Raw genomic sequence first — 26,913 nt, 5'->3', positions numbered from 1 at the left:
TGGGTTTGAATCGAAAAAAACAGATGTTTAAAAAAACCTCTTAAAATGCGAACGTTATCACTTTATTTGTTGTTACATAGACATAAAAAACGGGGATAAATCCCCGTTTTTTCGTTGGCTTTCGTTTCGATAATCAGGTCACTGGCGCCGGGTTAAACACCGCCAGCTGGTTATGCAGTCCCCACTGATCCGAGAAGGTTTTCTTACGCCCGCTGGCGACGTCGAGAATAAATTCGAACAGTTTCAGACCCACATCTTCAATGGTTTCTTCTCCGGTGGCGATGGTGCCCGCGTTAATGTCCATCAGGTCAAACCAACGGTTGGCCAGCTCGGTGCGTGTCGCCATTTTAATCACCGGCACGGCCATCAGACCATACGGCGTACCGCGACCGGTGGTGAACACCTGCACGGTGATCCCGGAAGCGACCTGCTGTGTACCGCAAACAAAATCACTGGCGGGGGTTGCAGCGTAAATCAGGCCACGTTTGGTTGGACGCTGGCCCGGCGACAATACTTCGACAATCGCGCTCTTGCCAGACTTGGCAATCGAACCCAGCGCCTTTTCCACCACGTTTGCCAGACCGCCTTTCTTGTTGCCCGGAGAAGGGTTGGCACTGCGATCAGTTTTGCCCATATCAAGGTAGTTATCGTACCAGGCCATCTCTTCGAGCAGGCGTTTACCTACTTCTTCGTTAATCGCACGTGGGGTCAGAAGGTGGATGGCATCGCGCACTTCGGTTACTTCAGAGAACATTACGGTCGCGCCGCAGCGTACTAACAGGTCGGAGGCATAACCCACCGCCGGGTTGGCCGTCACGCCGGAAAACGCATCGCTACCGCCGCACTGCATGCCGACCACCAGTTCTGAAGCCGGGCAAGTTTCACGCTGGCGCTGATTGAGCTTTGCCAGATGATGTTCGGCCACCTGCAGAATATCGGTGACCATCGATTGAAAGCCGACGTGCTTTTCATCCTGGAGGCTGACGATACTGGCGCTGTCGACCGGAATACTTTTCACATCGTGCGTGCCTTCCAGCAGCCGCTCCGGCTGCAGTTTTTCGCAACCGAGGCCGATGACCATCACTTCACCGCCAAAATTCGGGTTAAGCGCAATATTGTGAATGGTGCGAATCGGCACGATGGCGGCTGGAGCATTGATCGCCACGCCGCAGCCGTACAGGTGATTGAGCCCCACCACACCGTCAACGTTCGGGTATTTAGGCAGCAGATCGCGCTCAATGATTTTCACCACATAGTCCACTACGCCCGCTACGCAGTGCACGCTGGTGGAGATACCGAGTAGATTTTTGGTACCTACGCTACCGTCAGCATTGCGGTAACCTTCGAAGGTATAGCCCTCTAGCGGTGGCAGCGGCTCTGGCACTTTAGTTGCCAGCGGCAGCGTCTCCAGCGGCGGGGCTTTGGGCAGCTCAACCATTGATTCATCAATCCAGCTGCCGCGTGGGATATCGCGAACGGCATAGCCTATCACTTCGCCATAACGCACGATTTCGCCATGAACAGGAATATCCAATAGCGCCACTTTATGACCCTGGGGAATATGTTCAATGAGTTCCAGTCCGTCCGGAAAACGCGTTCCGGCTTTCAGACCATTGTCATTGACAATTATCGCCACATTATCTGTTTCGTGAACTTTAATATAAAACGCCGTTGGCGATTCTTGTCTGATTTCGATGTCGGCCATTGTCCAGTATTCTCCAACAAGGTGGTGATAATAGTGTGGATATTTATATTTTGAATCTAATTTTAAGTAATAAAGATTCGGTATCGTGAAATAAGAATGTCAGGAGTTTGACGTGAAGAATGTGACGATGATCACTTAAACTCAGCAAGGCCGGGTCACCAGGGGTAGCAATACGTAAATGTGTGCATTAGCGCCCAAGCATGTGTGCGTATGCCCAAAACATTAATTGAACAACGCTAATTTAATGAGCGTTTGCACAATGATTAACGTTGTGCTGATGATTATACTAAATCACGGTTTCATAACGTCAGATAAATTATTATCTATTTTTATTATCGGTAATTTATCACGAGAAACACCCACAAAATAATAATAAAAACCTTTTATGTGCCCGAGGTAAATAGAATGATATTGGATACAGTTGTCGAGAAAAGGAAAGGTACGCACACCCGTTATTTAATATTGCTGATAATATTTATTGTTACAGCCGTTAACTATGCGGACCGTGCGACGCTGTCTATTGCCGGAACTGAAGTGGCGAAAGAGTTACATCTCAGCGCCATCTCAATGGGTTACATTTTCTCCGCCTTCGGCTGGGCTTACCTGTTGATGCAAATCCCCGGCGGCTGGCTGCTGGATAAATTCGGCTCGAAGAAAGTCTACACCTACAGTTTGTTCTTCTGGTCACTGTTTACCTTCCTGCAGGGCTTTGTGGACATGTTCCCGCTGGCCTGGGCGGGGATTTCAATGTTCATCATGCGCTTTATGCTGGGCTTCTCGGAAGCGCCATCCTTCCCGGCTAATGCCCGTATCGTGGCGGCCTGGTTCCCAACGAAAGAGCGTGGCACGGCATCCGCGATTTTTAACTCCGCACAGTATTTCTCCCTGGCGCTGTTTTCCCCGCTGCTCGGCTGGCTGACCTTCGCCTGGGGCTGGGAGCACGTCTTTACCGTGATGGGCGTGATTGGTTTTGTGCTTACCGGACTGTGGGTAAAGTTTATTCATAACCCAACCGATCACCCGCGCATGTCGCAAGAAGAGTTGAAGTTTATCTCTGAAAACGGCGCGGTCGTGGATATGGACCATAAAAAGCCGGGCGATGTGAAGTCAGGTGGTCCTAAACTGCATTATATCAAGCAGTTGCTCACGAACCGTATGATGCTTGGTGTGTTCTTTGGCCAGTATTTTATCAACACAATTACCTGGTTTTTTCTCACCTGGTTCCCGATTTACCTGGTTCAGGAAAAAGGTATGTCGATTCTGAAAGTGGGCCTGGTGGCTTCGATTCCGGCACTGTGCGGGTTTTTCGGTGGCGTGCTCGGCGGCGTGTTCTCTGATTATCTGATTAAACGTGGTTTCAGCATTACCCTGGCGCGTAAGCTGCCGATAGTGCTCGGCATGTTGCTCGCATCGACCATTATTCTGTGTAACTACACCGATAATACCGCTCTTGTGGTGGCGCTGATGGCGCTGGCGTTCTTCGGTAAAGGTTTCGGCGCGCTGGGTTGGCCGGTGATTTCCGATACCGCGCCGAAAGAGATTGTCGGTCTTTGCGGTGGGGTATTTAACGTATTTGGCAACGTGGCTTCCATCGTCACCCCGCTGGTGATTGGGTATCTGGTGAGCGAGCTGCACTCATTTAATGCTGCGCTGATGTTTGTAGGGTGCTCGGCGCTGATGGCAATGGTTTGCTACCTGTTTATTGTCGGTGACATTAAACGTATGGAATTGCAGAAATAAACAAAGGTATAGGCGATGAATAACACGATTTTCCCGAATAAGTTTAAAGCGGCCCTCGCGGCGCAACAAATTCAGATTGGCTGCTGGTCTGCATTGGCCAGCCCAATCAGTACCGAAGTTTTAGGTCTGGCAGGTTTTGACTGGCTGGTACTGGATGGCGAACATGCGCCGAATGATATCTCGACGTTTATTCCGCAATTGATGGCGCTGAAAGGCAGCGACAGCGCGGCGGTAGTGCGTGTACCAACCAACGAACCGGTGATTATCAAGCGCCTGCTGGATATCGGGTTTTACAACTTCCTGATCCCGTTCGTTGAGACGGAAGAAGAAGCGGTTAACGCTGTGGCGTCGACCCGCTATCCGCCGGAAGGTATTCGCGGCGTGTCCGTATCCCATCGCGCCAATATGTTTGGCACCGTACCGGACTACTTTGCGCAGTCGAATAAGAACATCACCATCATCGTGCAGATCGAAAGTCAGCAGGGCGTTGATAACGTTGACGCAATCGCGGCGACAGAAGGCGTTGACGGTGTCTTCGTCGGACCAAGCGATCTGGCTGCGGCGCTAGGCCACCTCGGCAATGCGTCACATCCTGATGTGCAGAAAGCTATCCAGCACATTTTTTCCCGCGCGAAAGCACACGGCAAACCAAGCGGCATTCTGGCCCCGGTAGAGGCGGATGCGCGTCGTTATCTGGAGTGGGGCGCGACGTTTGTTGCCGTTGGCAGCGACCTTGGCGTGTTCCGTTCAGCCACGCAGAAACTGGCTGATTCTTTTAAGAAATAACCACCATCGACAGTAGAGAGAGATAAAGACATGACAATGAAAGTTGGTTTTATTGGCCTCGGTATTATGGGTAAACCAATGAGTAAAAACCTCCTCAAGGCAGGTTACTCGCTGGTGGTTGCTGACCGTAACCCGGAATCTATTGCGGAAGTGATTGCCGCAGGCGCTGAAACTGCCGCCACGGCGAAAGATATCGCTGAGCAGTGTGATGTGATCATCACCATGCTGCCGAACTCTCCGCATGTTAAGGAAGTGGCACTGGGTGAAGGCGGCATTATTGAAGGGGCGAAACCGGGCACAGTGCTTATCGACATGAGCTCCATTGCACCGTTGGCCAGCCGTGAAATTAGCGACGCGCTGAAAGCGAAAGGCGTGGATATGTTGGATGCGCCGGTCAGCGGCGGCGAGCCAAAAGCGATTGACGGCACGTTGTCGGTGATGGTCGGCGGCGATAAAGCGATTTTCGACAAGTACTACGATCTGCTGAAAGCGATGGCAGGCTCCGTGGTACATACCGGTGAAATTGGCGCGGGTAACGTCACCAAGCTGGCGAATCAGGTGATTGTGGCGCTGAACATTGCCGCGATGTCTGAAGCGCTGACGCTAGCGACCAAAGCGGGTGTGAATCCGGATCTGGTGTATCAGGCGATCCGTGGCGGGCTGGCAGGCAGCACCGTGCTGGATGCGAAAGCGCCGATGGTGATGGATCGCAACTTTAAACCAGGTTTCCGTATTGACCTGCATATCAAAGACCTGGCGAACGCGCTGGATACCTCTCATGGCGTTGGCGCTCAGTTGCCGCTGACTGCAGCAGTCATGGAGATGATGCAGGCGCTACGCGCAGATGGATTGGGTACTGCCGATCACAGTGCGCTCACATGCTACTACGAAAAACTGGCGAAAGTGGAAGTCACTCGCTAACAAGAAGGGCGCGGATGTGCGCCCTGTATTTCTTGCCTTGCGCGGCACAGTCAGGCTACATAACTATGAAAATCGTAATTGCCCCAGACTCTTATAAAGAAAGCCTTTCTGCCACCGAGGTAGCTCAGGCAATAGAAAAAGGATTTCGGGAAATTTTCCCCGATGCGCAATATGTTTCTGTTCCGGTTGCCGATGGCGGCGAAGGAACGGTTGAAGCCATGATTGCCGCGACGCAAGGGAGTGAACATTCAGCGCAAGTAACGGGGCCGCTGGGCGAAAAAGTGAATGCCTGCTGGGGCATGTCTGGAGATGGTAAAACTGCGTTTATCGAAATGGCGGCAGCCAGCGGTCTGGCGTTGGTGCCTCCTGAAAAGCGCAACCCTTTAGTCACTACGTCACGCGGTACCGGAGAGCTGATTTTGCAGGCGCTGGATAGCGGTGCGCAGAGCATCATTATTGGCATCGGCGGCAGTGCCACCAACGACGGTGGCGCGGGTATGGTGCAGGCGCTGGGGGCAAAACTTTGCGACGCCAACGGGACAGAAATTGGCTATGGTGGTGGAAGCCTGATGAGTCTGAACTCCATCGATATCTCGGGTCTGGATCCGCGCTTAAAAACCTGTTCCATTCGCGTGGCCTGTGATGTGACTAATCCACTCATCGGCGATTCTGGCGCTTCGCGCATTTTTGGCCCGCAGAAAGGGGCGACGGAAGAACGCATTCTCGAACTGGACCGTAATCTGTCTCATTATGCCGACATTATTAAAAAGTCTCTGCGGGTCGATGTGAAAGATGTGCCAGGCTCCGGTGCGGCAGGCGGAATGGGCGCGGCATTAATGGCTTTTTTAGGCGCCGAGCTACGCAGCGGTATCGAGATTGTGACCCAGGCGCTCAATCTGGAAGAGCATATTCACGACTGTACGCTGGTGGTGACCGGCGAAGGGCGGATCGACAGCCAGAGCATTCACGGCAAAGTGCCGGTAGGCGTGGCGAATGTCGCGAAGAAGTACCACAAGCCGGTTATTGGTATTGGCGGCAGCCTGACGCGCGATGTGGAGGTAGTGCATCAATATGGTATCGATGCGGTGTTTAGCGTATTGACCAGCATCAGCACGCTGGAAGAGGCCTTCCGTGGGGCATTTGATAATATTTATCGCGCCTCAAGAAACATCGCTGCCACGTTAGCGATAGGAATGCGCAGTGCGGGGTGACATTGCCCCGCAAACCCTCTATACTGCGCGCCGAAGCTGACCAGACAGTCGCCGCTTCGTCGTCGTCCTCTTCGGGGGAGACGGGCGGAGGGGAGGAAAGTCCGGGCTCCATAGGGCAGGGTGCCAGGTAACGCCTGGGGGGGAAACCCACGACCAGTGCAACAGAGAGCAAACCGCCGATGGCCCACGCAAGTGGGATCAGGTAAGGGTGAAAGGGTGCGGTAAGAGCGCACCGCGCGGCTGGTAACAGTCCGTGGCACGGTAAACTCCACCCGGAGCAAGGCCAAATAGGGGTTCACAAGGTACGGCCCGTACTGAACCCGGGTAGGCTGCTTGAGCCAGTGAGCGATTGCTGGCCTAGATGAATGACTGTCCACGACAGAACCCGGCTTATCGGTCAGCTTCACTCTTTAATAAAACCCCGCTTCGGCGGGGTTTTTGCTTTCTGGGTAAGACAGATGAATGACTGTCCACGACGCTATGCTCAAAAGAATGCGGCTTATCGGTCAGCTTCACTCTTTAATAAAACTCCGCTTCGGTGGGTTTTTTGCTTTCTGGGCAGGTTGCCATGCCTGATGGCGCTGCGCTTATCAGGCCTACTGGGGGAGAGACTGGTTTTGTAGGCCGGATAAGGTGTTTACACCGCCATCCGGCAGAGGTTTTACAGCGAGCATTGAGATTGGTTTTCGAGGATGCAGGCGCTTATTTCCTTCTTATCTAATTTTTATATCCCTATTATTTATGCACCGAATTTCTTTTATCTGAGGGGAATGTGTCGGTGGATATTTCTAATTTTGTGACGACCAACACAAAACACTGTGCGATACGTTTTTATCGAGAATAATCGAACGCAATCGATCGCCATCACAAAATTACTTGCTAATAAATCGCACAAAATCAGTGTTAATATAATGTTGCATATGATAATTGTTTGTATTTTTTAGATTGAATTTTAATAAATGCAATGTTTCTTTACAAACAAATATGGCGAAAAAATGTGATGCATAACGTTATTTAATCGCCATAATCATTAAAATATAATTAAATTTGATAAGTTGTTTATTAAATTTAAGCGCCATCTTGCCTGATAATTGTTCTGTAATTGATTGAAATATAGCCTTTCATGGTTTTAAAAAATAGTGGAAAAAATGGGGGGGTTATAGCCATAAAAAATCGTTATCCCCCCATCTTTTTTTGACTAAAATCAGGATAAAGTGAGATAGATAATTCATATCTATATGATTATTAAGTGATTTAAATTTCAACGATAGTCTTACAAAATGTAAGTCAAGGGGATTTGTGAGGGGTAGCACATATCCTTGTTCGCTTAATTTGGTACACTTCCTGCCGTCAACAAAGTAATTAACGCAGGTCGATATGAATACTATTACACTCCCTAAAACACAGCACTTAGTGGTCTTTCAGGAAGTCATTAGAAGCGGTTCTATCGGCTCAGCTGCAAAAGAATTAGGTTTAACTCAACCCGCTGTCAGTAAAATCATCAATGATGTTGAGGCCTATTTCGGTATTGAGTTAGTTGTACGTAAAAATACTGGTGTGACATTGACTCAGGCAGGTCAGGTGATGCTCTCATGGTCTGAATCTATTACCCGTGAAATGAAAAACATGGTTGATGAGATGAACAGCATGACGAGCAATGCGGTCGTTGATGTGTCGTTTGGCTTTCCTTCACTGATTGCCTTCACCATCATGTCCGGCATGATTAAAAAATTCAAAGAAGTGTTCCCAAAGGCGCAGGTTTCTATGTATGAAGCTCAGCTCTCCTCCTTCTTGCCGGCAATCCGTGACGGACGTCTGGATTTCGCCATCGGTACGCTGAGTGATGAGATGAAACTGCACGATCTGCATGTTGAGCCGCTCTTTGAGTCAGACTTTATCCTGGTTGCCAGCAAGTCCCGAACATGCACCGGCATCACCTCGCTGAGCGCGTTGAAAAACGAACAGTGGGTGTTGCCACAAACGAATATGGGGTACTACAGCGAACTTCTTACCACGTTACAGAATAATGGCATCAGCAGTGAAAACATCGTTAAAACAGACTCTGTCGTTACGATTTATAATCTTGTTCTCAATGCTGATTTCTTAACAGTAATTCCCTGCGATATGACCACTCCGTTTGGCTCAAACCAGTTTATTACTATCCCGGTAGAAGAAACCTTACCCGTCGCGCGTTATGCCGCCGTGTGGTCGAAAAATTATCGAATTAAAAAAGCAGCATCTATTTTGGTGGAATTAGCCAAAGAGTATTCATCATATAATTGTCGGAGACGAAGGCAATTAATTGAAATTGATTAAAGATTAAATTTGTTTTAACACGAAATAAACGCCATTTGTCTATATCTGACAATGGTCACGGCTATCTATTTACTTTAATACCCAGGTAAGAGGTTCTAATGCACATTACATACGATCTCCCAGTTGCAATTGAAGATATCCTCGAAGCGAAAAAAAGACTTGCGGGGAAAATTTATAAAACGGGAATGCCTCGCTCTAACTATTTTAGTGAACGTTGCAAAGGGGAAATTTTCCTCAAGTTTGAAAACATGCAGCGTACCGGTTCATTTAAAATCCGTGGTGCTTTTAACAAGCTCAGTTCATTAACCGAAGCTGAAAGATGTAAGGGCGTGGTGGCTTGCTCTGCAGGTAACCACGCGCAAGGTGTTTCTCTCTCCTGCGCTATGCTCGGAATCGACGGCAAAGTGGTGATGCCGAAAGGCGCACCGAAGTCTAAAGTAGCGGCAACCTGCGATTATTCCGCAGAAGTTGTACTGCACGGCGACAACTTCAACGACACCATCGCTAAGGTTAGCGAGATTGTGGAAACTGAAGGCCGCATCTTTATTCCACCCTATGATGACCCAAAAGTTATTGCTGGTCAGGGCACTATTGGTCTGGAAATTCTGGAAGACTTGTACGATGTCGATAACGTGATTGTGCCAATTGGCGGTGGTGGACTGATTGCTGGTATTGCGGTGGCAATTAAATCTATTAACCCGACCATTAAAATTATTGGCGTACAGTCTGAAAACGTTCACGGCATGGCGGCTTCTTTCCACGCTGGAGAAATAACCACGCACCGAACGACCGGCACCCTGGCGGATGGTTGTGACGTTTCCCGCCCGGGTACTTTAACGTATGAAATTGTTCGTGAGTTGGTGGATGACATTGTCCTGGTCAGCGAAGATGAAATTCGCAACAGCATGGTGGCATTAATTCAGCGAAATAAAGTTGTGACTGAAGGTGCCGGCGCGCTGGCATGCGCAGCATTATTAAGCGGGAAATTAGATAGCTATATCCAGAACAGAAAAACAGTCAGCATTATTTCTGGCGGTAATATCGACCTTTCTCGTGTATCTCAAATTACTGGTTTAGTTGACGCTTAATATACTTCGTTGAGGATAGGATATGAGTACTACTGATAGCATTGTATCCAGCCAGACAAAACAGTCGTCCTGGCGCAAATCGGACACCACCTGGACACTGGGTTTATTTGGTACAGCCATCGGCGCTGGGGTGCTGTTCTTCCCTATCCGCGCAGGTTTTGGCGGACTGATCCCCATTCTGATCATGCTGGTGTTAGCATACCCCATCGCTTTCTATTGCCACCGTGCGCTGGCACGCCTGTGTCTTTCCGGTTCTAACCCTTCCGGCAACATCACAGAAACGGTTGAAGAGCACTTTGGTAAAACGGGCGGCGTGGTTATCACGTTCCTCTACTTCTTTGCGATTTGTCCGCTGCTGTGGATTTATGGCGTCACCATTACCAACACCTTTATGACCTTCTGGGAAAACCAGCTGCAAATGCCCGCGCTGAACCGTGGCTTCGTGGCGTTGTTCCTGTTGCTGCTGATGGCATTCGTCATCTGGTTTGGTAAAGATCTGATGGTTAAAGTGATGAGCTACTTGGTATGGCCGTTCATTGCCAGCCTGGTGCTTATCTCTCTGTCACTGATTCCTTACTGGAACTCTGCGGTTATCGATCAGGTTGATATCAGCAATATCGCCCTGACTGGCCATGACGGCATCCTGGTTACCGTATGGCTGGGTATTTCCATCATGGTGTTCTCTTTCAACTTCTCGCCAATCGTTTCTTCCTTCGTCGTCTCTAAACGTGAAGAGTATGAGAAAGATTACGGTCGTGAATTTACCGAGCAGAAGTGTTCCAAAATCATCTCCCGCGCCAGTATGCTGATGGTTGCGGTGGTAATGTTCTTCGCCTTTAGCTGCCTGTTCACGCTGTCTCCGGCAAACATGGCGGATGCGAAAGCGCAAAACATTCCTGTGCTGTCTTACCTGGCGAACCACTTCGCTTCACTGTCCGGTACGAAGTCCACCTTCGCAACTGTTCTGGAGTACGGTGCTTCAATCATCGCACTGGTTGCTATCTTCAAATCTTTCTTCGGCCACTATCTGGGCACGCTGGAAGGTCTGAACGGTCTGGTGCTGAAGTTTGGTTATAAAGGCGATAAAACGAAAGTTTCTGCCGGCAAACTTAATACCATCAGCATGATCTTCATCATGGGCTCCACCTGGGTTGTGGCTTACGCCAACCCGAACATCCTGGACCTGATTGAAGCAATGGGCGCGCCGATTATTGCCTCTCTGCTCTGCCTGCTGCCGATGTATGCCATCCGTAAAGCGCCATCACTGGCGAAATACCGTGGCCGTCTGGATAACGTGTTTGTTACCGTGATTGGTCTGCTGACCATCCTGAACATCGTCTACAAACTGTTTTAATCCTTAAGCTCAGGATGAGCGGAGTAGTGAAATGAATGAGTTTCCGGTAGTACTGGTTATTAACTGTGGTTCGTCTTCCATTAAATTCTCAGTGCTGGATGCAGCAAACTGTGAAGTTTTAATGGCGGGAATTGCAGACGGTATTAACTCTGAAAATGCGTTCATAGCAATTAATGGAGGAGAGCCAGCTAAGCTGGCTCACCACAGCTACGAAGACGCATTAAAAGCAATTGCCGTTGAACTGGAGAAACGTAATTTAATGGACAGCGTGGCCTTAATTGGCCACCGCATTGCCCACGGCGGAAATATCTTTACCGAATCAGCAATTATTACTGACGAAGTTATCGACAATATTCGCCGGGTATCGCCATTAGCACCGCTACATAATTATGCGAACCTGAGCGGGATTGAATCTGCTCAGCACCTTTTCCCAGGCGTGCAGCAGGTCGCGGTATTTGATACCAGCTTCCACCAGACGATGGCCCCTGAGGCCTATCTGTACGGTTTACCGTGGAAATATTATGAGGAGTTGGGCGTTCGTCGTTATGGCTTCCACGGCACGTCGCACCGCTATGTTTCTCAACGGGCGCATGAGCTTCTTGACCTGCAGAGTGATGACTCCGGTCTGGTTGTGGCGCACCTGGGGAACGGCGCGTCAATCTGTGCGGTACGTAATGGACAGAGCGTTGATACCTCAATGGGCATGACGCCGCTGGAAGGGCTGATGATGGGCACACGCAGTGGCGACGTCGATTTCGGCGCCATGGCGTGGATTGCCAGCGAAACCAACCAGACGCTCGGCGACCTTGAGCGCGTAGTGAATAAAGAGTCCGGTTTACTGGGTATTTCCGGTTTGTCCTCTGACTTACGTACGTTAGAAAAAGCCTGGCACGAAGGACATGAGCGTGCGCAGCTGGCGATTAAAACGTTTGTGCATCGTATTGCACGCCATATCGCCGGACATGCCGCATCGCTGCATCGTCTTGATGGGATTATTTTCACCGGCGGAATTGGTGAGAACTCGGTATTAATTCGTCGTCTGGTTATTGAACATCTCGCCGTTTTAGGGGTGAATATCGACAGCGAAATGAATAGCCTGCCAAATTCCCATGGCGAAAGAATTATCTCTAATAAAGATGCTCGTGTTATTTGTGCGGTTATTCCCACAAATGAAGAGAAAATGATTGCGCGTGATGCCATTGCCTTAGGCAAAATTAATACACCAGTAGAATTTGCATAATTAAATTTCAGCAGAGAGATTATTTTTCATGAAGGTAAATATCGATACCAGCGATATGCTGTATGCCGAAGCCTGGAATGGCTTTAAAGGTACGGACTGGAAAGAAGAAATTAATGTCCGTGATTTTATTCAGCACAACTATACGCCTTATGAAGGGGATGAATCTTTCCTCGCCGAAGCAACGCCTGCGACCACTGCATTGTGGGAAAAAGTTATGGCGGGCATCCGTATTGAAAACTCGACGCATGCGCCGGTTGATTTCGATACCAATATTGCGACCACGATAACCGCGCATGACGCCGGTTATATTGAACAAGAACTGGAAAAAATCGTCGGTCTACAAACGGATAAGCCGCTCAAGCGTGCTCTGCATCCGTTTGGCGGCATCAATATGATCAAAAGCTCTTTTGATGCTTATGGTCGTGAGATGGATGCTGATTTTGAATACCAGTTTACTGAACTGCGTAAAACCCATAACCAGGGCGTATTCGACGCCTACTCTCCGGATATGCTGCGCTGCCGTAAATCCGGCGTGCTGACCGGCCTGCCGGATGGTTACGGTCGTGGTCGTATCATCGGTGATTATCGCCGCGTCGCGCTGTACGGTATCCGCTATCTGGTGCGTGAGCGTGAACTGCAGTTTGCCGATCTCCAGTCGAACCTGGAGTGGGGCCAGAATCTTGAAGCCACGATTCGTCTTCGCGAAGAGCTGTCTGAACACCGTCGCGCCCTGCTGCAAATGCAGGAAATGGCGGCGAAATACGGCTGCGATATCTCTCGTCCGGCGCGTAATGCGCAGGAAGCGGTGCAGTGGGTGTACTTTGCTTACCTGGCTGCGGTGAAATCTCAGAACGGTGGCGCTATGTCGCTGGGCCGTACCGCATCGTTCCTCGACATCTACATTGAGCGCGATTTCAAAGCGGGAATTTTAAACGAGCAGCAGGCGCAGGAGCTGATCGACCACTTCATTATGAAGATCCGTATGGTGCGCTTCCTGCGTACGCCGGAATTCGACACCCTGTTCTCAGGCGACCCAATCTGGGCGACCGAAGTTATCGGCGGTATGGGACTGGATGGCCGCACGCTGGTGACCAAAAACTCGTTCCGCTACCTGCATACGCTGCACACCATGGGGCCGGCACCTGAGCCGAACCTGACGGTGCTGTGGTCTGAGCAGCTACCGATAGCCTTCAAAAAGTACGCCGCCCAGGTGTCTATCATCACCTCGTCTTTGCAGTATGAAAACGACGATCTGATGCGTGCCGACTTTGACAGCGATGACTATGCCATTGCCTGCTGCGTCAGCCCGATGGTTATCGGCAAGCAAATGCAGTTCTTCGGGGCACGTGCCAACCTCGCCAAAACGTTGCTGTATGCAATCAACGGCGGCGTGGATGAGAAGCTGAAAATCCAGGTCGGGCCGAAAACGGCACCGCTGATGGATGACGTGCTGGACTACGACACGGTGATGGAGAGCCTGGACCACTTTATGGACTGGCTGGCCGTGCAGTACATCAGCGCGCTGAACATCATCCACTACATGCACGACAAGTACAGCTACGAAGCTTCGCTGATGGCGCTGCACGATCGTGATGTCTATCGCACGATGGCCTGTGGTATGGCGGGTCTGTCCGTGGCGGCGGATTCTCTGTCGGCTATCAAATACGCTCGCGTGAAACCGATTCGTGATGAAAATGGTCTGGCAGTTGATTTCGAAATCGAAGGCGACTATCCGCAATACGGCAACAACGACGAGCGCGTAGACAGCATTGCCTGCGACCTGGTCGAACGCTTTATGAAGAAAATTAAGGTGTTGCCAACCTACCGTAACGCGGTGCCGACGCAGTCCATTCTGACCATTACCTCCAACGTGGTGTACGGACAGAAAACCGGTAATACGCCGGACGGACGTCGCGCAGGTACGCCGTTTGCGCCAGGAGCGAACCCGATGCACGGCCGCGATCGTAAAGGTGCGGTGGCGTCGTTAACCTCTGTTGCCAAACTGCCGTTCACCTATGCCAAAGACGGTATCTCGTACACCTTCTCCATTGTGCCGGCAGCGCTGGGCAAAGAGGATGGAGTGCGTAAAACCAACCTGGTCGGTCTGCTGGACGGTTACTTCCACCATGAAGCACATGTGGAAGGTGGTCAGCATCTGAACGTTAACGTTATGAACCGTGAAATGTTGATGGATGCCATTGAGCACCCGGAAAACTATCCGAACCTGACGATCCGCGTGTCTGGTTATGCGGTGCGCTTCAACGCGCTGACCCGCGAACAGCAGCAGGATGTTATTTCACGTACTTTCACCCAGGCGCTCTGACGCCGGAGGGACTATGAGAAAAGTAATTGCAACCGAATGTGCGCCAGGGGCGATTGGGCCTTACGTACAGGGTGTGGATCTGGGCAGCATGGTGTTGACGTCAGGTCAAATCCCGGTGTGTCCACAGACCGGTGAAGTGGCTGAAAACGTGTCCGATCAGGCGCGTCAAAGCCTGGAAAACGTGAAAGCGATCGTCGAGTCCGCAGGTTTGAAAGTGAGCGATATCGTGAAGACGACCGTTTTCGTTTCTGACCTGAACGACTTCGCCACCATTAATCAGGTGTACCAGCAGTTCTTTGATGAGCATAAGGCAATTTACCCTACGCGCAGCTGCGTACAGGTCGCCCGCTTACCAAAGGATGTGAAGCTGGAGATTGAAGCCATCGCCGTACGTGGCGACACGCTGTAATCCCTTGCGGGGCGATCTCAGGATCGCCCCGATCCTTAATGAGTGTGAAACCTGGTCTTCACTGAACGGCAATCCGAGGGTGTGGATATGATTAGCGCATTCGATATTTTTAAGATTGGCATTGGACCTTCCAGCTCCCATACCGTGGGGCCAATGAACGCAGGTAAAAGCTTTATCGATCTGTTGGTCAGCAGCGGGGAACTTCCCAAGGCTACGCATATTGTGGTCGATCTTTATGGATCGCTTTCCCTGACCGGAAAAGGTCATGCGACAGATGTCGCCATCATGATGGGGCTGGCCGGTAACAGTCCGCAAAACGTTAATATAGATTCAATCGCTGGCTTTATTCAGGAAGTGGCCCGTACCGGACGTTTACCGGTTGCAGAGGGCACGCATATTGTCGATTTCTCCCCAGACAAAAATATCCTCTTTCACACCGAAACGCTGCCGCGCCATGAAAATGGCATGCGTATCACCGCATGGAACGGCACCGAGACGCTATTAAGCAAAACCTATTACTCCGTCGGCGGTGGTTTTATCGTTGAAGAGGAGCAATTTGGTCAGGCGCATGATGTTGAAGCACACGTGCCCTACAATTTTCATTCCGCCAGCGAACTGCTGAAACTGTGTGAGCGTAACGGGCTGTCCGTTTCCGGTCTGATGATGCAGAACGAACTGGCGATGCGCAGCAAAGAAGAAATCGATGCTGGCTTTGCCGCCATCTGGGATGTCATGCACGCCGGGATTGAGCGCGGCATGAACACCGAAGGCGTCCTGCCTGGCCCGCTTAACGTACCGCGTCGCGCCGTAGCATTACGTCGGTTACTGGTTTCCAGCGATAATCTGTCCAGCGACCCGATGAACGTTATCGACTGGATCAACATGTTCGCGCTGGCCGTGAGCGAAGAAAACGCCGCCGGATGCCGGGTTGTGACGGCACCGACCAACGGCGCATGTGGAATTATCCCTGCCGTATTGGCCTATTACGACAAGTTCCGCCGTCCGGTGAATGCAAACTCCATTGCCCGCTACTTGCTGGCCGCGGGGGCGATAGGGGCGCTGTATAAAATGAACGCCTCTATTTCTGGTGCCGAAGTCGGCTGCCAGGGTGAAATTGGCGTAGCCTGTTCAATGGCGGCAGCCGGGCTGACCGAGTTGCTCGGCGGTAGCCCGTCGCAGGTTTGTATTGCGGCTGAAATCGCCATGGAGCATAACCTGGGGCTGACCTGCGATCCGGTTGCTGGACAGGTGCAAATACCGTGCATTGAGCGTAATGCGATCAACGCGGTAAAAGCCGTCAACGCCGCACGCATGGCGCTACGTCGCACATCTGAGCCACGCGTTTCGCTCGATAAAGTGATCGAGACTATGTACGAAACGGGCAAAGATATGAACGACAAATACCGCGAAACGTCACGCGGTGGTCTGGCGATTAAAGTGGTCTGTACCTGAGATGAAAGGGTGCGTTTGTAGGCCGGATAAGGCGTAAGCGCCGCCATCCGGCAATGAATTCATCAATACGGCATGATAAAAAAGTGCACTTTGGTGTAATACCTCTCAGCTAAGTATGTATGGTGAGTATGTGATTCTTGCTCAGGCTTCCGTTCACCTCAGCGGTGTCATTTCTCTGAAACGCCGTTACCCGTGAACGTGCAAGGGAGGCTCACCGCCGCCTCCCTTGCATCCCAGGCTCCCGGCGGGAAAATCGTCACTGCGCGAGCTATTCGTCTTATTCCGTCTGCCTGTCGGGTCGGGGCCGAGCCTGCATCCATGCAGGCCGTCCCCTCTGCCCGCATCCCTGCGGGCAGTCCCGGTCAGCCGTCAACGCCTCATCGATTTTCAGCCGGACCGGGGTCATCGCTTCAACGCTCTGACTTCCAGTTAAATCTGTTTTGCTGTTTTAACAAAAAACGCAGAAGGTGAGGTGTTAACTGATCAGCATTAGCACTTTGGTGCACATTTTTTGTTGTGATCTGCTTCAAAAATAGAATTTAAATCCTAAATATGCATATAAAAGAGAAAATATTTCTTAACTTTTAGAAATTAAAGGGGTTTGTTTGTGAAGTTTTTCTCTGATCCTGCGCGTATGATTTCTTCATTACTCCAATAGCTCACCTGCACCTAAGTACTGCGTATCGCATTGATGCAGTACGAAAAAAATATAAAAACCTCTACCTACACATTGAGCGGGAAATTATGGAAACGGCAACGAATAGTAGCGTAATACTCGACGCATCTGCTCCGGCACGTCGGGCGGGAATGACCGAAAGCGAATGGCGTGAAGCCATTAAATTCGACAGCACGGACACCGGCTGGGTCATTATGAGTATCGGTATGGCAATTGGCGCGGGGATTGTTTTTCTTCCTGTCCAGGTAGGATTGATGGGGCTGTGGGTGTTCTTGCTCTCCTCTATCATCGGCTACCCAGCCATGTACCTGTTCCAGCGCCTGTTTATCAACACGCTGGCTGAGTCCCCAGAGTGTAAAGACTACCCGAGCGTGATCAGCGGCTATCTGGGTAAGAACTGGGGCATCCTGTTAGGTGCGTTGTATTTTGTGATGCTGGTTATCTGGATGTTCGTTTATTCCACCGCCATCACCAATGACAGCGCCTCCTATCTGCACACGTTTGGTGTGACGGAAGGTTTACTGTCCGACAGCCCGTTCTATGGCCTGGTACTGATTTGCATCCTGGTGGCTATCTCGTCACGCGGGGAACAAATGCTGTTTAAAATCTCCACCGGCATGGTAATGACCAAGCTGCTGGTTGTGGCAGCGCTTGGCGTGTCGATGGTAGGGATGTGGCATCTGCATAACGCAGGTTCACTGCCGCCGATGGCGCTGCTGATCAAAAATGCGATCATCACTCTGCCGTTTACGCTGACCTCGATTCTGTTTATTCAGACCTTAAGCCCGATGGTTATCTCATACCGTTCACGCAACAAATCCATCGAAGTGGCGCGCCATAAAGCCCTGCGTGCCATGAACATCGCGTTCGGTATTCTGTTTGTTACCGTCTTTTTCTACGCTGTTTCCTTCACGTTGGCGATGGGCCACGACGAAGCGGTTAAAGCTTATGAGCAGAACATTTCCGCTCTGGCTATTGCCGCGCAATTTATCAATGGTGCGGGTGCTGGCTGGGTGAAAATCGTCAGCGTTATTCTGAACATTTTCGCCGTTATGACCGCTTTCTTCGGTGTCTACTTAGGTTTCCGTGAAGCGACTCAAGGGATCGTGATGAACATTCTGCGCCGCTATATGCCGGCTGAGAAAATCAACGAAACCTTTGTTCAGCGCGGCATTATGATTTTTGCCATCCTGCTGGCCTGGAGCGCAATTGTGCTCAACGCGCCGGTGCTGAGCTTCACCTCTATTTGTAGCCCTATCTTCGGCATGGTGGGTTGTCTGATCCCGGCCTGGCTGGTCTACAAAGTTCCTGCACTGCACAAATACAAAGGCGTTTCCCTGTATCTGATTATTTTCACGGGCCTGCTGTTGTGCGTTTCTCCGTTCCTGGCATTTTCCTGAGATATTTGAGCAAAGGTTGTTGTTATGTTTGAGACTACATTGAATCCATTATGGGATAGTTTTATCCGCGCGGTGCAGGAAGAAGTTAAGCCTGCGTTGGGCTGTACAGAACCTATCTCTCTGGCTCTGGCGGCGGCGGTTGCATCCTCTGAGCTGGACGGCGCGGTTGAACGCATTGACGCGTGGGTCTCACCGAACCTGATGAAAAACGGCATGGGTGTTACCGTGCCGGGTACCGGAATGGTCGGGTTACCTGTCGCGGCGGCGCTGGGTGCGCTGGGGGGAAATGCCCGTGCCGGTTTAGAGGTACTGAAAGATGCGTCGCCACAAGCGATCGCCGATGCGAAAGCGATGCTGAGCGCTGGCAAGGTTGCGGTGATGCTGCAGGAGCCTTGCGAGGACATCCTCTTTTCCCGCGCGAAGGTTTACAGTGCTGAAGGATGGGCGTGCGTGACGATTGTGGGCGGTCATACCAACATTGTGCACATCGAGACCAATAAGGGCGTAGTGTTCACCACAGAACAGAATGCTCAGGAAGAGGAACAGGAGTCGCCGCTGGCGGTACTGTCTCACACCTCGCTGGAAGAGATTCTGGCGTTCGTGAATGCGGTACCGTTTGAGTCAATCCGCTTTATCCTCGATGCGGCAAAACTGAACGGTGCGCTGTCTCAGGAAGGGCTGCGCGGTAACTGGGGTTTGCACATCGGAACCACGCTTGAGAAGCAGTGTGCGCGTGGCCTGCTGGCGAACGATCTCTCCACCTCTATTCTGATCCGTACCAGTGCGGCGTCGGATGCGCGAATGGGCGGGGCGACGCTGCCGGCCATGAGCAACTCCGGCTCCGGTAATCAGGGCATTACCGCGACTGTTCCGGTGATGGTGGTGGCCGAGCACTTTGGCGCGGATGAGGAGAAACTGGCACGTGCGCTAATGTTGTCTCATCTGAGCGCTATCTACATCCATCATCAGCTTCCGCGTTTGTCTGCACTGTGTGCAGCAACCACGGCGGCGATGGGGGCAGCTGCGGGGATGGCATGGATCGTAGATGGTCGCTACAACACCATCGCGATGGCGATCAGTAGCATGATTGGCGACGTGAGCGGAATGATTTGTGATGGCGCTTCAAACAGCTGCGCGATGAAAGTCTCAACCAGTGCTTCCGCGGCGTGGAAAGCGGTACTGATGGCGCTGGATGATACTGCTGTAACCGGCAACGAAGGGATTGTGGCGCATAACGTGGAACAATCTATCGCTAACCTGTGTGCGCTGGCGTGTCGTTCAATGCAGGAAACCGACAAGCAGATTATTGAGATCATGGCCAGTAAGGCACATTAATCTGTAGGCCGGGTAAGGCGTTGCTGCCACCCGGCATAAGTCTAAGCCGCCTGTTCAGGCGGCTTCTTCGTCTTCCAGCCGTAGTTCGGCATCGGCCACAATCGCTTCCAGCTCTGTCAGCATTTCTTCATAGCCGAAGGTAACTGTTTCCTGTTTTTTCGGCTCAACCTGAGGCTGGCGTTTTTTTGATGATTTCTTGCTCAATAGTCGTACTCCATTGTTTTTCCTGACTATACGGGCAAATCTATCAGCAAAGCGCGCAGCGGGGTATCGGCGACTAACGTTATGTTAGTTTCGTCACGAATAAATGCCCCATCGCCACAGGTGAGCGCTTCTTTTTCTGCGCCAGACGTCACCGCATGGAACCTGCCGTGAATCGACTGTAAATAAGCACGTGGCCCATGTAACTGAAAACTCAGCGATTCACCTTGCTGCAGCTCAACGTGGTGCACCCATACCTGTTGGCGCAGATGCAGGCTGCCTTGTTCACCGTCCGGCGAGGCCAGCAGTTGATGCTTACCGGTACCCAGCGTGGCCTTCTGTACGCAGGCATTTTCACGCTGCGGGCAGGCGTCCAGCCAGAGCTGCATCCGGGTTAACGGTTTGTCTTTGCTGATATTGTGTTCGCTATAGCTAATCCCGGGCTGTGTCGCGAGCAGTAAAACTTCACCTGCTTTGGCCTTAACATGGTTGCCTTCGCTGTCGCGGTATTCTGCTTCCCCTTCGAGGATCAGATTAACGATATCCACTTTCGGATAGGTCCGTGGCTGGAAAGAGGCCCCCGGTGCCAGGACTTCCTGGTTCAGAACACGCAGCGAGGCATAACCCAGCAGTTTAGGATCAAAATAGTGTCCAAAGGAGAAGGTATAACGGGCCTGCAGCCAGCCGTAGTCTGCTTGCCCGCATTGTTTGGCTGTACGGGTAGTAATCATAGTTCTTGACCTCTCTTTACTTCCTTTTATGTTAAATGGCTAGACGCTGCATTGTTAGCCAGATATTCTGCCCGGTATGTTCAAATTTCCTGAATGAGAACGAAATGGCCAAAGAAAGGGCTTTAACGCTTGAAGCGTTACGCGTCATGGACGCAATAGACAGGCGCGGTAGTTTTGCTGCAGCGGCAGATGAACTGGGACGCGTTCCTTCCGCACTTAGCTATACCATGCAGAAGTTGGAGGAGGAGCTGGACGTGGTGCTGTTTGACCGTTCAGGTCATCGCACAAAATTCACTAACGTTGGGCGTATGCTGCTGGAGCGTGGGCGCGTACTGCTGGAAGCTGCGGATAAACTGACCACCGACGCTGAAGCGCTGGCTCGTGGTTGGGAAACGCATCTGACCATCGTTACCGAAGCACTGGTGCCGACGGCGGCGTTTTTCCCGCTGATCGACAGGCTTGCCGGGAAGGCCAATACCCAGCTTTCCGTTATTACCGAAGTTCTGGCCGGGGCGTGGGAGCGTCTTGAGCAGGGGCGGGCGGATATCGTGATTGCGCCGGATATGCATTTTCGCTCATCCTCAGAAATCAACTCGCGCAAGCTGTACTCGCTGATGAACGTCTATGTAGCGGCCCCGGATCATCCCATCCATCAGGAGCCGGAACCGTTATCGGAAGTCACCCGCGTGAAATACCGCGGGATCGCGGTAGCGGATACCGCCCGTGAACGTCCGGTGCTGACCGTCCAACTGCTGGATAAACAGCCGCGTCTGACGGTGAGTACGATAGAAGATAAACGCCAGGCGCTGTTGGCCGGTCTTGGCGTGGCGACGATGCCGTACCCGCTGGTGGAAGAGGATATTGCGGCTGGTCGGCTGCGGGTAGTTAGTCCGGAATCGACAAGCGAGATAGATATTATTATGGCCTGGCGTCGTGACAGCATGGGCGAGGCGAAATCCTGGTGTCTGCGGGAAATCCCCAAGCTGTTTGCGGGTAAATAGCCTGACTGTTACGCCGGATGCGGTGCGAAGCACCTTATCCGGCATGGAAGACGGAGTATGTTGTAGGCCTGATAAGCGCAGCGCCATCAGGCATCTACATATGCTACGTCAGGATAACTGTTTGGGATCGGGCCCGAAGCGGTTACTCCCCTGAGTTCCGTTTTGACAGTTGAAAATGATGATCACCAGCCAGCCAACGATCGGGATCAGCAGCACCAGTAGCCACCAGGCTGAACGATCGGTGTCATGTAAACGCCGGAACTGTACCGCCCACCACGGAATAAAGACCAGAACCCCGTAAATCGTCGTTAATATGCCTTCTCCACCGGCGCGCTCCCAGCCAAACATTCTGTCCAGAATACCCAGCACGAATGTGAAGATGATGTTGACCAGCACAAACATCCAGTATTCTTTACGACGCGCGCGGCCACCAAAACCAAAGTAATTCTTTAATACGTTTAAATACCAATCCATTTTTGCCTCGTTCTGCATTCAATTACTTGTTTTTAAAGTAATCAAATTAAGAATAGCTGTGAATGGAATGATGGTAAATATTTGCGGTATTAATTATTTGGCCCCCAGATGGGGGCCTGTGTAAATCAGGCGAAACGCTCGTCACGCCCGTGGGGTTCGTTGAGGTCCTGCCACGGCCCAACAGAAATAATGCCGGTCGGGTTAATGGTTTTGTGGCTACGGAAGTAGTGATTGCGGATGTGATCGAAATTGACAGTTTCCGCAATGCCCGGCATCTGGTAGATATCACGCAGGAAACCGTACAGGTTCAGATAGTCGCTAATCCGGTGTTTGTCGCACTTGAAGTGGGTGACATACACGGGATCAAAGCGTACCAGTGTGGTCCACAGGCGAATATCTGCTTCTGTTAACTGGTTGCCGGTCAGGTAGCGATGTTGCCCAAGGATCTGCTCCAGTCGTGCCAGAGATTGAAAGACGTTATCCACGGCGTCGTCGTAGGCTTCCTGACTGGTGGCAAATCCGGCTTTATACACGCCATTATTAACGTTGTCATAAATCCAGCCGTTCAGCTCGTCGATTTTACTTTGCAGGGCAGGGGAATAGTAATCTCCGGCTTTCGCGCCCAGCGCATCAAACGCGGTGTTAAACATGCGGATGATTTCTGCAGATTCGTTGCTGACAATAGTGTGGTTCTTTTTATCCCACAGCACCGGAACGGTGACCCGACCGCTGTAGTGCGGATCGGCGTGTAAATAGAGCTGATAAAGAAATTCGTGCTGATACAGGGTATCGCCGGTTGCCGCCGGGAAGTTGTCGTCAAAGGTCCAGCCGTTTTCCAGCATCAACGGATGTACAACGGACACGGAAATAAACGGTTCCAGCCCTTTGAGTTTGCGCAAAATCAGCGTGCGATGCGCCCACGGACAGGCCAGAGAAACGTATAGATGATAGCGGTCTTTTTCGGCAGCAAAGCCACCTTCACCGGTCGGGCCAGGCGCGCCATCCGCGGTGAGCCAGTTACGGAAAGCCGATGCAGAACGTTGAAATTTTCCACCGGTTGATTTGGTATCGTACCAGGTGTCATGCCAGACGCCGTCAATCAGTTGTCCCATGATTTTCGCCTCCTCAGATAGCAAAAGCGAGGAGATATCTCCTCGCTTTTTGATGTGTTCAGTATAGTTTGATTACCACTTTTTATTCAGCACGCGGTCAATACTAAATGCGCCTGGACCGGTGATAGCCAGCAGCAGGAAACCGCCTGCGATGGTCAGGTTTTTCATGAACATCAGAGAGTTCACACCTTCCGCAAAGTTGCTGTGGAAGAGGAACGCCGTCAGCAATGTGAAGCCTGCGGTGAACAGCGCGGTTGTACGGGTCAGGAAACCGAACAGAATTGCCAGACCGCCGCCAAACTCAAGCAGAATCACCAGCGGCAGCATAAATCCTGGGACGCCCATGGCTTCCATGTACTGTTGGGTACCCGCATATCCGGTGATTTTTCCCCAACCTGCGGTAATAAACAGGATTGGCATCAGAATGCGCGCTACCAGTACACCAACATCTTCTAATTTCTTCATCATACTCTCCAGGAAACCACTCAGGCGGCTTATTGTGTTTTTTTGTGCATCGACGCTGCAGAGCGCGTCGTTGCTGTCGATGGAGAGAATCATAAACGTGCTTAATGAGAATTGTTAGCAAGGAAAACTGTCAGTATTTTTCAAAAATTTTGAGGTTGGGGGTAAGGAAAGGATTAGCCGCGCAGTTGCTGCTGTCTGATGGTCGATTTCACCAGACGCCAGATACTCCAGACGCTAAAGCCGCGCTTAGCCCAGCGAACCAGCAGATTCGGGTTGCGGATGGTGCGAACCGCCATAATACTGCTCCCGACCAACACCCAGCCACGCAGGTTCAGTAGCGTCTTCCAGCCACGATCGTAGACCTCGGTGGCTTCCAGCCAGTCGCGGCGAGTAGCAGACAGATCCAGCCGTTGCTGCTGGATCTGTCCAAGCAGTTGCGCCTTACGCTTTTGACGTTCGACTTTGCTGCTCATTATGCATCATCCTCCAGGGCTTGCCTGTCATTAGCGAGTTCCTGGCGTGTATGGCGTAGCAGCGTTGTTTTACGTGCTTTACGCAGCGTCCATATCCCGCCAATCAGCGCTAACAGCAACAGCACAACGGTGGTGGCAATCATGGCGTTCAGGCGGTATTGAGGGTCAATGGCCCAGATGATAAGCACCATCAGGCTCATCAGGCCAAACGCCGCGAACAGCATAGTCAGCCCAAGCATCAGCAGGATCTGGATGAGATTGGCTTTTTCCTCTTCCAGCTCAACGACGGCCAGCCGCAGCCGTGTTTCTACGATCTCAACGAGAATCGTCAGGATCCGCTGTCCAATACCCAGTACGCCTTTGCCTGGACCTTGTGCGTGTTGAGAATCAGCCATTGTTAACGGCGCGACAGCAGTACACCAAGCACCACACCGACTGCAGCGCCAATGCCGACGCCTGTCCATGGGTTTTCGCGCACGTAGTTATCGGCTTTAGCCGCGGCTTCACGGGTCTGTTTGGCAATTACATCGCTGGTTTCACTCAGACGATGGCGGCTCTCGCGCAGCGCATGTTCGGCTTTGCTGCGAATTTTACTCATCTCTTCCTTCGACTTATCGCCAGAGGAGCTAAGTACTTCTTCAAGCGTATCCGCAAGAGATTTCAGCTCAGCGCGCAGGTTTTCCGTAGCATTATCTTTCGACATAGTTTTCTCCAGTTGAGTGGCTAGTTACCGTACTTAGTAATCGCGGGTCTCGAGTTCTTTTAGCTCTTGCTGGGCTTCAGCAAGCTTGTGTTCACGCTTTGCTACCTTATCCGCATCGCCTTTTTGCTTAGCTTCGGCTAAGTCACGTTGACGCTCGGCAATCTCATTTTTCTGCTCGGCGATCTTTTTCTGATGGTTAGCGCGCAGTTTGCTGTCAGTACAGTTTGCTCTGACTTCGCTCAGCGCTTTGTTCAGCCCATTGATACGGCTCTGATTGTTGTGTTTTTCGGCATAGCTAATCTCCCGCTGAATGTCTTGTTCTTTTTCCTGACAGAGGGTGGTGGCGTAGCTGCCGGCACTGAGAGCGAAAAGGCTAATTGCCAAAGCGATGCGGTATTTCATTCTTGAACCTTCCATTGTGATTCGACCTCTTCGTTTAGGGTCGATGCTCCAGAATAATAAAGCGTTGGGTCATAAACCCAGTTTATTAATCATAGGCGCTAAACGGTGAAATCACCAAAGTGAGTGATCTAATTCAGATTCCTGGAAATTAACCAAAACGGTGTGGGGTCTCACGTAAGCGGGATAACCACTGAACCGCCTGATTATTATCATCCTGCTGAGCGATAACGAAACCGTGCGGTAACGTTCGATCCAGTACGACCTTTGCCGCTGCGCTCTGCGCACTGGAATCAAAGGTAATCAGCAGGGCGTCATTTTGCGGAGTGATGCTTTTAAAACGAATGCCGTTGGCATCCAGGTGATGCCAGATAGAGAAGCCATCAGGCATGCTGGCTCCCTGGTTTACGGCACGAATGGCAAGCGTTGACTCCTGCTGGCGAATGACCGACCAGGTCAGGAGCAACGCGCCGATGAACAACATAAAAGTGGTGGACCAGGCAAGTCGTCGGAGCGTTATGCATGATTTCAGCATAATTTACCCTCGGTTCCCGTATTTCTTTTTCCAAAGAACAACCAGTGAACCTGCCAGACCAAACACCAGTAACACCACAGGAAGCAGCATCAGGCAAGACATCAGTTGATCTTCATATTTGAGAAACACCGGTGTTTTGCCAAGCAGATAGCCCAACGATGTGAGAATAAGGACCCAAAGCAGTCCGCTCATCCAGTTGAAGAACTGAAAGCGCGCATTGTTCAGGCCGGACAATCCTGCGATGGTCGGCAGTAATGTTCTGACAAACGCGATAAAGCGACCGACCAGCAGCGCAGACAAGCCATGCTTATGGAACAGATGATGCGCACGCTGATGGTAATGTGCAGGAAGATGAGATAACCAGTTTTGCACTGTGCGGGTATTGCCCAACCATCGACCTTGTATATAGCTGAGCCAGCAACCGAGGCTGGCTGCGGTAGTGAGTAATAGCACCGTTTGCGGAAAACCCATTGCGCCTTTGGCAATAAGTACGCCGACCAGTACCAGCAAACTGTCGCCAGGTAAAAAGGCTGCTGGCAGCAGTCCGTTTTCCAGAAACAAAATGGTAAAGAGTACAAAATAGAGCATGCCAATCATGGAAGGATTGGCCAGCGTTTCAAAATCCTGAGCCCATAAAGCATTTAGTAATTGAGTCAGTAGTTCCATTCAATATTCCTGGAGAATCGGTTGTCGTCATGCCGGTTTTCTGGGTTTTGTAACACCACGATTTTATTAATATTTTTTACATGACTCGCGGTTTGATACAAATTCACGGCCTGAACTATTCCCTGTAAAGTTGTGAAGTTAGCAAGCTCTTAAACACAAAAATTCAAACAGCATCTAATTGTAACAAAGGTCAACGT

At 51.1% G+C, this 26,913-nt stretch carries 26 protein-coding genes and 1 other RNA gene; 15 read left to right on the top strand and 12 right to left on the bottom strand.

From position 1 onward, the window contains the following. Positions 1 to 133 precede the first annotated feature (133 nt). A complete protein-coding gene (gene garD, locus OGX86_RS21555; protein WP_048215479.1) occupies positions 134 to 1,705 on the bottom strand; it encodes a galactarate dehydratase in 1,572 nt (523 codons plus the stop codon). A gap of 405 nt (positions 1,706 to 2,110) precedes the next feature. Between garD and garP the strand changes: the two genes are divergently transcribed. The 14 genes from garP to OGX86_RS21485 all read left to right on the top strand — a co-directional run bounded on the left by garP (position 2,111) and on the right by OGX86_RS21485 (position 19,956). Further along, positions 2,111 to 3,445, top strand: a complete 1,335-nt coding sequence (gene garP / locus OGX86_RS21550; RefSeq protein ID WP_284106149.1) for a galactarate/glucarate/glycerate transporter GarP — start codon at positions 2,111 to 2,113, stop codon at positions 3,443 to 3,445. Positions 3,446 to 3,460: 15 nt separating this feature from the next. Beyond that, positions 3,461 to 4,231, top strand: coding sequence for a 2-dehydro-3-deoxyglucarate aldolase (gene garL / locus OGX86_RS21545; protein ID WP_071445990.1), 771 nt, complete (start codon positions 3,461 to 3,463; stop codon positions 4,229 to 4,231). Between the two features lie 30 nt (positions 4,232 to 4,261). After that, the gene (gene garR / locus OGX86_RS21540; RefSeq protein WP_286640651.1) at positions 4,262 to 5,152 is read left to right on the top strand and encodes a 2-hydroxy-3-oxopropionate reductase; all 891 of its coding nucleotides are present in this window, start codon (positions 4,262 to 4,264) and stop codon (positions 5,150 to 5,152) included. Positions 5,153 to 5,217: 65 nt separating this feature from the next. Next, positions 5,218 to 6,363, top strand: coding sequence for a glycerate 2-kinase (garK, locus tag OGX86_RS21535; protein ID WP_032934186.1), 1,146 nt, complete (start codon positions 5,218 to 5,220; stop codon positions 6,361 to 6,363). A 32-nt stretch (positions 6,364 to 6,395) separates the two neighbouring features. Next, positions 6,396 to 6,772, top strand: an RNA gene (gene rnpB / locus OGX86_RS21530) — RNase P RNA component class A. Between the two features lie 968 nt (positions 6,773 to 7,740). Beyond that, positions 7,741 to 8,679 carry a transcriptional regulator TdcA gene (gene tdcA, locus OGX86_RS21525; protein WP_003828596.1) on the top strand — a complete coding sequence of 313 codons (939 nt, stop codon included), beginning with the start codon at positions 7,741 to 7,743 and terminating at the stop codon, positions 8,677 to 8,679. A 98-nt stretch (positions 8,680 to 8,777) separates the two neighbouring features. Then, positions 8,778 to 9,767 carry a bifunctional threonine ammonia-lyase/L-serine ammonia-lyase TdcB gene (gene tdcB / locus OGX86_RS21520; RefSeq protein WP_003828594.1) on the top strand — a complete coding sequence of 330 codons (990 nt, stop codon included), beginning with the start codon at positions 8,778 to 8,780 and terminating at the stop codon, positions 9,765 to 9,767. Between the two features lie 22 nt (positions 9,768 to 9,789). Further along, positions 9,790 to 11,121 carry a threonine/serine transporter TdcC gene (tdcC, locus tag OGX86_RS21515; RefSeq protein WP_008785886.1) on the top strand — a complete coding sequence of 444 codons (1,332 nt, stop codon included), beginning with the start codon at positions 9,790 to 9,792 and terminating at the stop codon, positions 11,119 to 11,121. Positions 11,122 to 11,152: 31 nt separating this feature from the next. Then, the gene (gene tdcD / locus OGX86_RS21510) at positions 11,153 to 12,361 is read left to right on the top strand and encodes a propionate kinase (RefSeq protein ID WP_008785885.1); all 1,209 of its coding nucleotides are present in this window, start codon (positions 11,153 to 11,155) and stop codon (positions 12,359 to 12,361) included. 28 nt (positions 12,362 to 12,389) lie between these two features. Further along, positions 12,390 to 14,684 (top strand): formate C-acetyltransferase, encoded by a 2,295-nt coding sequence (gene pflB, locus OGX86_RS21505; protein WP_043017750.1) that lies wholly within the window; start codon positions 12,390 to 12,392, stop codon positions 14,682 to 14,684. A 13-nt stretch (positions 14,685 to 14,697) separates the two neighbouring features. After that, positions 14,698 to 15,093, top strand: coding sequence for an enamine/imine deaminase (locus tag OGX86_RS21500; RefSeq protein ID WP_003024870.1), 396 nt, complete (start codon positions 14,698 to 14,700; stop codon positions 15,091 to 15,093). An 87-nt stretch (positions 15,094 to 15,180) separates the two neighbouring features. Then, entirely contained in the window at positions 15,181 to 16,545 is a 1,365-nt protein-coding gene (tdcG, locus tag OGX86_RS21495; RefSeq protein ID WP_128317124.1) for an L-serine ammonia-lyase, read from the top strand. Positions 16,546 to 17,289: 744 nt separating this feature from the next. Beyond that, on the top strand, positions 17,290 to 18,621 hold the full coding sequence (locus OGX86_RS21490; RefSeq protein ID WP_048215483.1) for an SLC5/6 family protein: 1,332 nt from the start codon (positions 17,290 to 17,292) through the stop codon (positions 18,619 to 18,621). A 24-nt stretch (positions 18,622 to 18,645) separates the two neighbouring features. After that, positions 18,646 to 19,956 (top strand): L-cysteine desulfidase family protein, encoded by a 1,311-nt coding sequence (locus OGX86_RS21485; RefSeq protein ID WP_008785880.1) that lies wholly within the window; start codon positions 18,646 to 18,648, stop codon positions 19,954 to 19,956. 54 nt (positions 19,957 to 20,010) lie between these two features. Here OGX86_RS21485 and OGX86_RS21480 read toward each other — a convergent pair whose 3' ends face one another. Both OGX86_RS21480 and OGX86_RS21475 read right to left on the bottom strand, forming a co-directional pair. Next, a complete protein-coding gene (locus OGX86_RS21480) occupies positions 20,011 to 20,160 on the bottom strand; it encodes a protein YhaL (RefSeq protein ID WP_003828578.1) in 150 nt (49 codons plus the stop codon). Between the two features lie 26 nt (positions 20,161 to 20,186). Next, positions 20,187 to 20,888, bottom strand: coding sequence for a pirin family protein (locus tag OGX86_RS21475; protein WP_048225671.1), 702 nt, complete (start codon positions 20,886 to 20,888; stop codon positions 20,187 to 20,189). A 104-nt stretch (positions 20,889 to 20,992) separates the two neighbouring features. On the opposite strand from OGX86_RS21475, the gene yhaJ reads away from it, so the two are divergent. Beyond that, positions 20,993 to 21,889, top strand: coding sequence for a DNA-binding transcriptional regulator YhaJ (gene yhaJ / locus OGX86_RS21470; RefSeq protein ID WP_003024855.1), 897 nt, complete (start codon positions 20,993 to 20,995; stop codon positions 21,887 to 21,889). A 108-nt stretch (positions 21,890 to 21,997) separates the two neighbouring features. On the opposite strand, the gene OGX86_RS21465 is transcribed toward yhaJ, so the two are convergent. The 9 genes from OGX86_RS21465 to yqjA form a co-directional block, all read right to left on the bottom strand. Beyond that, positions 21,998 to 22,363, bottom strand: coding sequence for a DUF805 domain-containing protein (locus OGX86_RS21465; RefSeq protein WP_008785879.1), 366 nt, complete (start codon positions 22,361 to 22,363; stop codon positions 21,998 to 22,000). 125 nt (positions 22,364 to 22,488) lie between these two features. Continuing rightward, entirely contained in the window at positions 22,489 to 23,475 is a 987-nt protein-coding gene (gene yqjG / locus OGX86_RS21460; protein WP_168978915.1) for a glutathionyl-hydroquinone reductase YqjG, read from the bottom strand. A 72-nt stretch (positions 23,476 to 23,547) separates the two neighbouring features. After that, positions 23,548 to 23,940 carry a DoxX family protein gene (locus OGX86_RS21455; protein ID WP_003024847.1) on the bottom strand — a complete coding sequence of 131 codons (393 nt, stop codon included), beginning with the start codon at positions 23,938 to 23,940 and terminating at the stop codon, positions 23,548 to 23,550. Positions 23,941 to 24,113: 173 nt separating this feature from the next. Then, positions 24,114 to 24,413 (bottom strand): YqjK-like family protein, encoded by a 300-nt coding sequence (locus OGX86_RS21450; RefSeq protein WP_003828569.1) that lies wholly within the window; start codon positions 24,411 to 24,413, stop codon positions 24,114 to 24,116. Continuing rightward, positions 24,413 to 24,808: a phage holin family protein gene (locus OGX86_RS21445; RefSeq protein ID WP_003828567.1), complete on the bottom strand. Its 396-nt coding sequence runs from the start codon at positions 24,806 to 24,808 to the stop codon at positions 24,413 to 24,415. Before OGX86_RS21445 ends, OGX86_RS21450 begins: the two co-directional genes overlap by 1 nt. 2 nt (positions 24,809 to 24,810) lie before the next feature. Next, positions 24,811 to 25,116: an ElaB/YgaM/YqjD family protein gene (locus tag OGX86_RS21440; protein ID WP_003024832.1), complete on the bottom strand. Its 306-nt coding sequence runs from the start codon at positions 25,114 to 25,116 to the stop codon at positions 24,811 to 24,813. 33 nt (positions 25,117 to 25,149) lie between these two features. Beyond that, entirely contained in the window at positions 25,150 to 25,518 is a 369-nt protein-coding gene (locus OGX86_RS21435) for a DUF1090 domain-containing protein (RefSeq protein WP_032941739.1), read from the bottom strand. A gap of 148 nt (positions 25,519 to 25,666) precedes the next feature. Continuing rightward, the gene (mzrA, locus tag OGX86_RS21430) at positions 25,667 to 26,035 is read right to left on the bottom strand and encodes an EnvZ/OmpR regulon moderator MzrA (protein ID WP_162623447.1); all 369 of its coding nucleotides are present in this window, start codon (positions 26,033 to 26,035) and stop codon (positions 25,667 to 25,669) included. 18 nt (positions 26,036 to 26,053) lie between these two features. Continuing rightward, a complete protein-coding gene (gene yqjA / locus OGX86_RS21425; protein WP_003828561.1) occupies positions 26,054 to 26,716 on the bottom strand; it encodes a DedA family general envelope maintenance protein YqjA in 663 nt (220 codons plus the stop codon). Between the last annotated feature and the right edge of the window lie 197 nt (positions 26,717 to 26,913).

This window comes from Citrobacter sp. Cpo040, assembly GCF_030332915.1.
Lineage (GTDB): Bacteria > Pseudomonadota > Gammaproteobacteria > Enterobacterales > Enterobacteriaceae > Citrobacter > Citrobacter portucalensis.
Note: the sequence above shows the minus strand (reverse complement) of the source record. Positions and strands in the feature narration are given on the sequence as shown.

Coding starts and splice junctions, on each gene's coding strand:
- OGX86_RS21475 (WP_048225671.1), bottom strand. CDS start 20,888: ATGATTACTACCCGTACAGCCAAACAATGCGGGCAAGCAGACTACGGC.
- garK (WP_032934186.1), top strand. CDS start 5,218: ATGAAAATCGTAATTGCCCCAGACTCTTATAAAGAAAGCCTTTCTGCC.
- OGX86_RS21435 (WP_032941739.1), bottom strand. CDS start 25,518: ATGAAATACCGCATCGCTTTGGCAATTAGCCTTTTCGCTCTCAGTGCC.
- tdcA (WP_003828596.1), top strand. CDS start 7,741: ATGAATACTATTACACTCCCTAAAACACAGCACTTAGTGGTCTTTCAG.
- pflB (WP_043017750.1), top strand. CDS start 12,390: ATGAAGGTAAATATCGATACCAGCGATATGCTGTATGCCGAAGCCTGG.
- OGX86_RS21485 (WP_008785880.1), top strand. CDS start 18,646: ATGTTTGAGACTACATTGAATCCATTATGGGATAGTTTTATCCGCGCG.
- OGX86_RS21455 (WP_003024847.1), bottom strand. CDS start 23,940: ATGAAGAAATTAGAAGATGTTGGTGTACTGGTAGCGCGCATTCTGATG.
- OGX86_RS21465 (WP_008785879.1), bottom strand. CDS start 22,363: ATGGATTGGTATTTAAACGTATTAAAGAATTACTTTGGTTTTGGTGGC.
- tdcC (WP_008785886.1), top strand. CDS start 9,790: ATGAGTACTACTGATAGCATTGTATCCAGCCAGACAAAACAGTCGTCC.
- OGX86_RS21450 (WP_003828569.1), bottom strand. CDS start 24,413: ATGAGCAGCAAAGTCGAACGTCAAAAGCGTAAGGCGCAACTGCTTGGA.
- yqjG (WP_168978915.1), bottom strand. CDS start 23,475: ATGGGACAACTGATTGACGGCGTCTGGCATGACACCTGGTACGATACC.
- garR (WP_286640651.1), top strand. CDS start 4,262: ATGACAATGAAAGTTGGTTTTATTGGCCTCGGTATTATGGGTAAACCA.
- OGX86_RS21440 (WP_003024832.1), bottom strand. CDS start 25,116: ATGTCGAAAGATAATGCTACGGAAAACCTGCGCGCTGAGCTGAAATCT.
- garL (WP_071445990.1), top strand. CDS start 3,461: ATGAATAACACGATTTTCCCGAATAAGTTTAAAGCGGCCCTCGCGGCG.
- OGX86_RS21445 (WP_003828567.1), bottom strand. CDS start 24,808: ATGGCTGATTCTCAACACGCACAAGGTCCAGGCAAAGGCGTACTGGGT.
- garP (WP_284106149.1), top strand. CDS start 2,111: ATGATATTGGATACAGTTGTCGAGAAAAGGAAAGGTACGCACACCCGT.
- OGX86_RS21500 (WP_003024870.1), top strand. CDS start 14,698: ATGAGAAAAGTAATTGCAACCGAATGTGCGCCAGGGGCGATTGGGCCT.
- garD (WP_048215479.1), bottom strand. CDS start 1,705: ATGGCCGACATCGAAATCAGACAAGAATCGCCAACGGCGTTTTATATT.
- tdcB (WP_003828594.1), top strand. CDS start 8,778: ATGCACATTACATACGATCTCCCAGTTGCAATTGAAGATATCCTCGAA.
- tdcG (WP_128317124.1), top strand. CDS start 15,181: ATGATTAGCGCATTCGATATTTTTAAGATTGGCATTGGACCTTCCAGC.
- yhaJ (WP_003024855.1), top strand. CDS start 20,993: ATGGCCAAAGAAAGGGCTTTAACGCTTGAAGCGTTACGCGTCATGGAC.
- tdcD (WP_008785885.1), top strand. CDS start 11,153: ATGAATGAGTTTCCGGTAGTACTGGTTATTAACTGTGGTTCGTCTTCC.
- OGX86_RS21490 (WP_048215483.1), top strand. CDS start 17,290: ATGGAAACGGCAACGAATAGTAGCGTAATACTCGACGCATCTGCTCCG.
- yqjA (WP_003828561.1), bottom strand. CDS start 26,716: ATGGAACTACTGACTCAATTACTAAATGCTTTATGGGCTCAGGATTTT.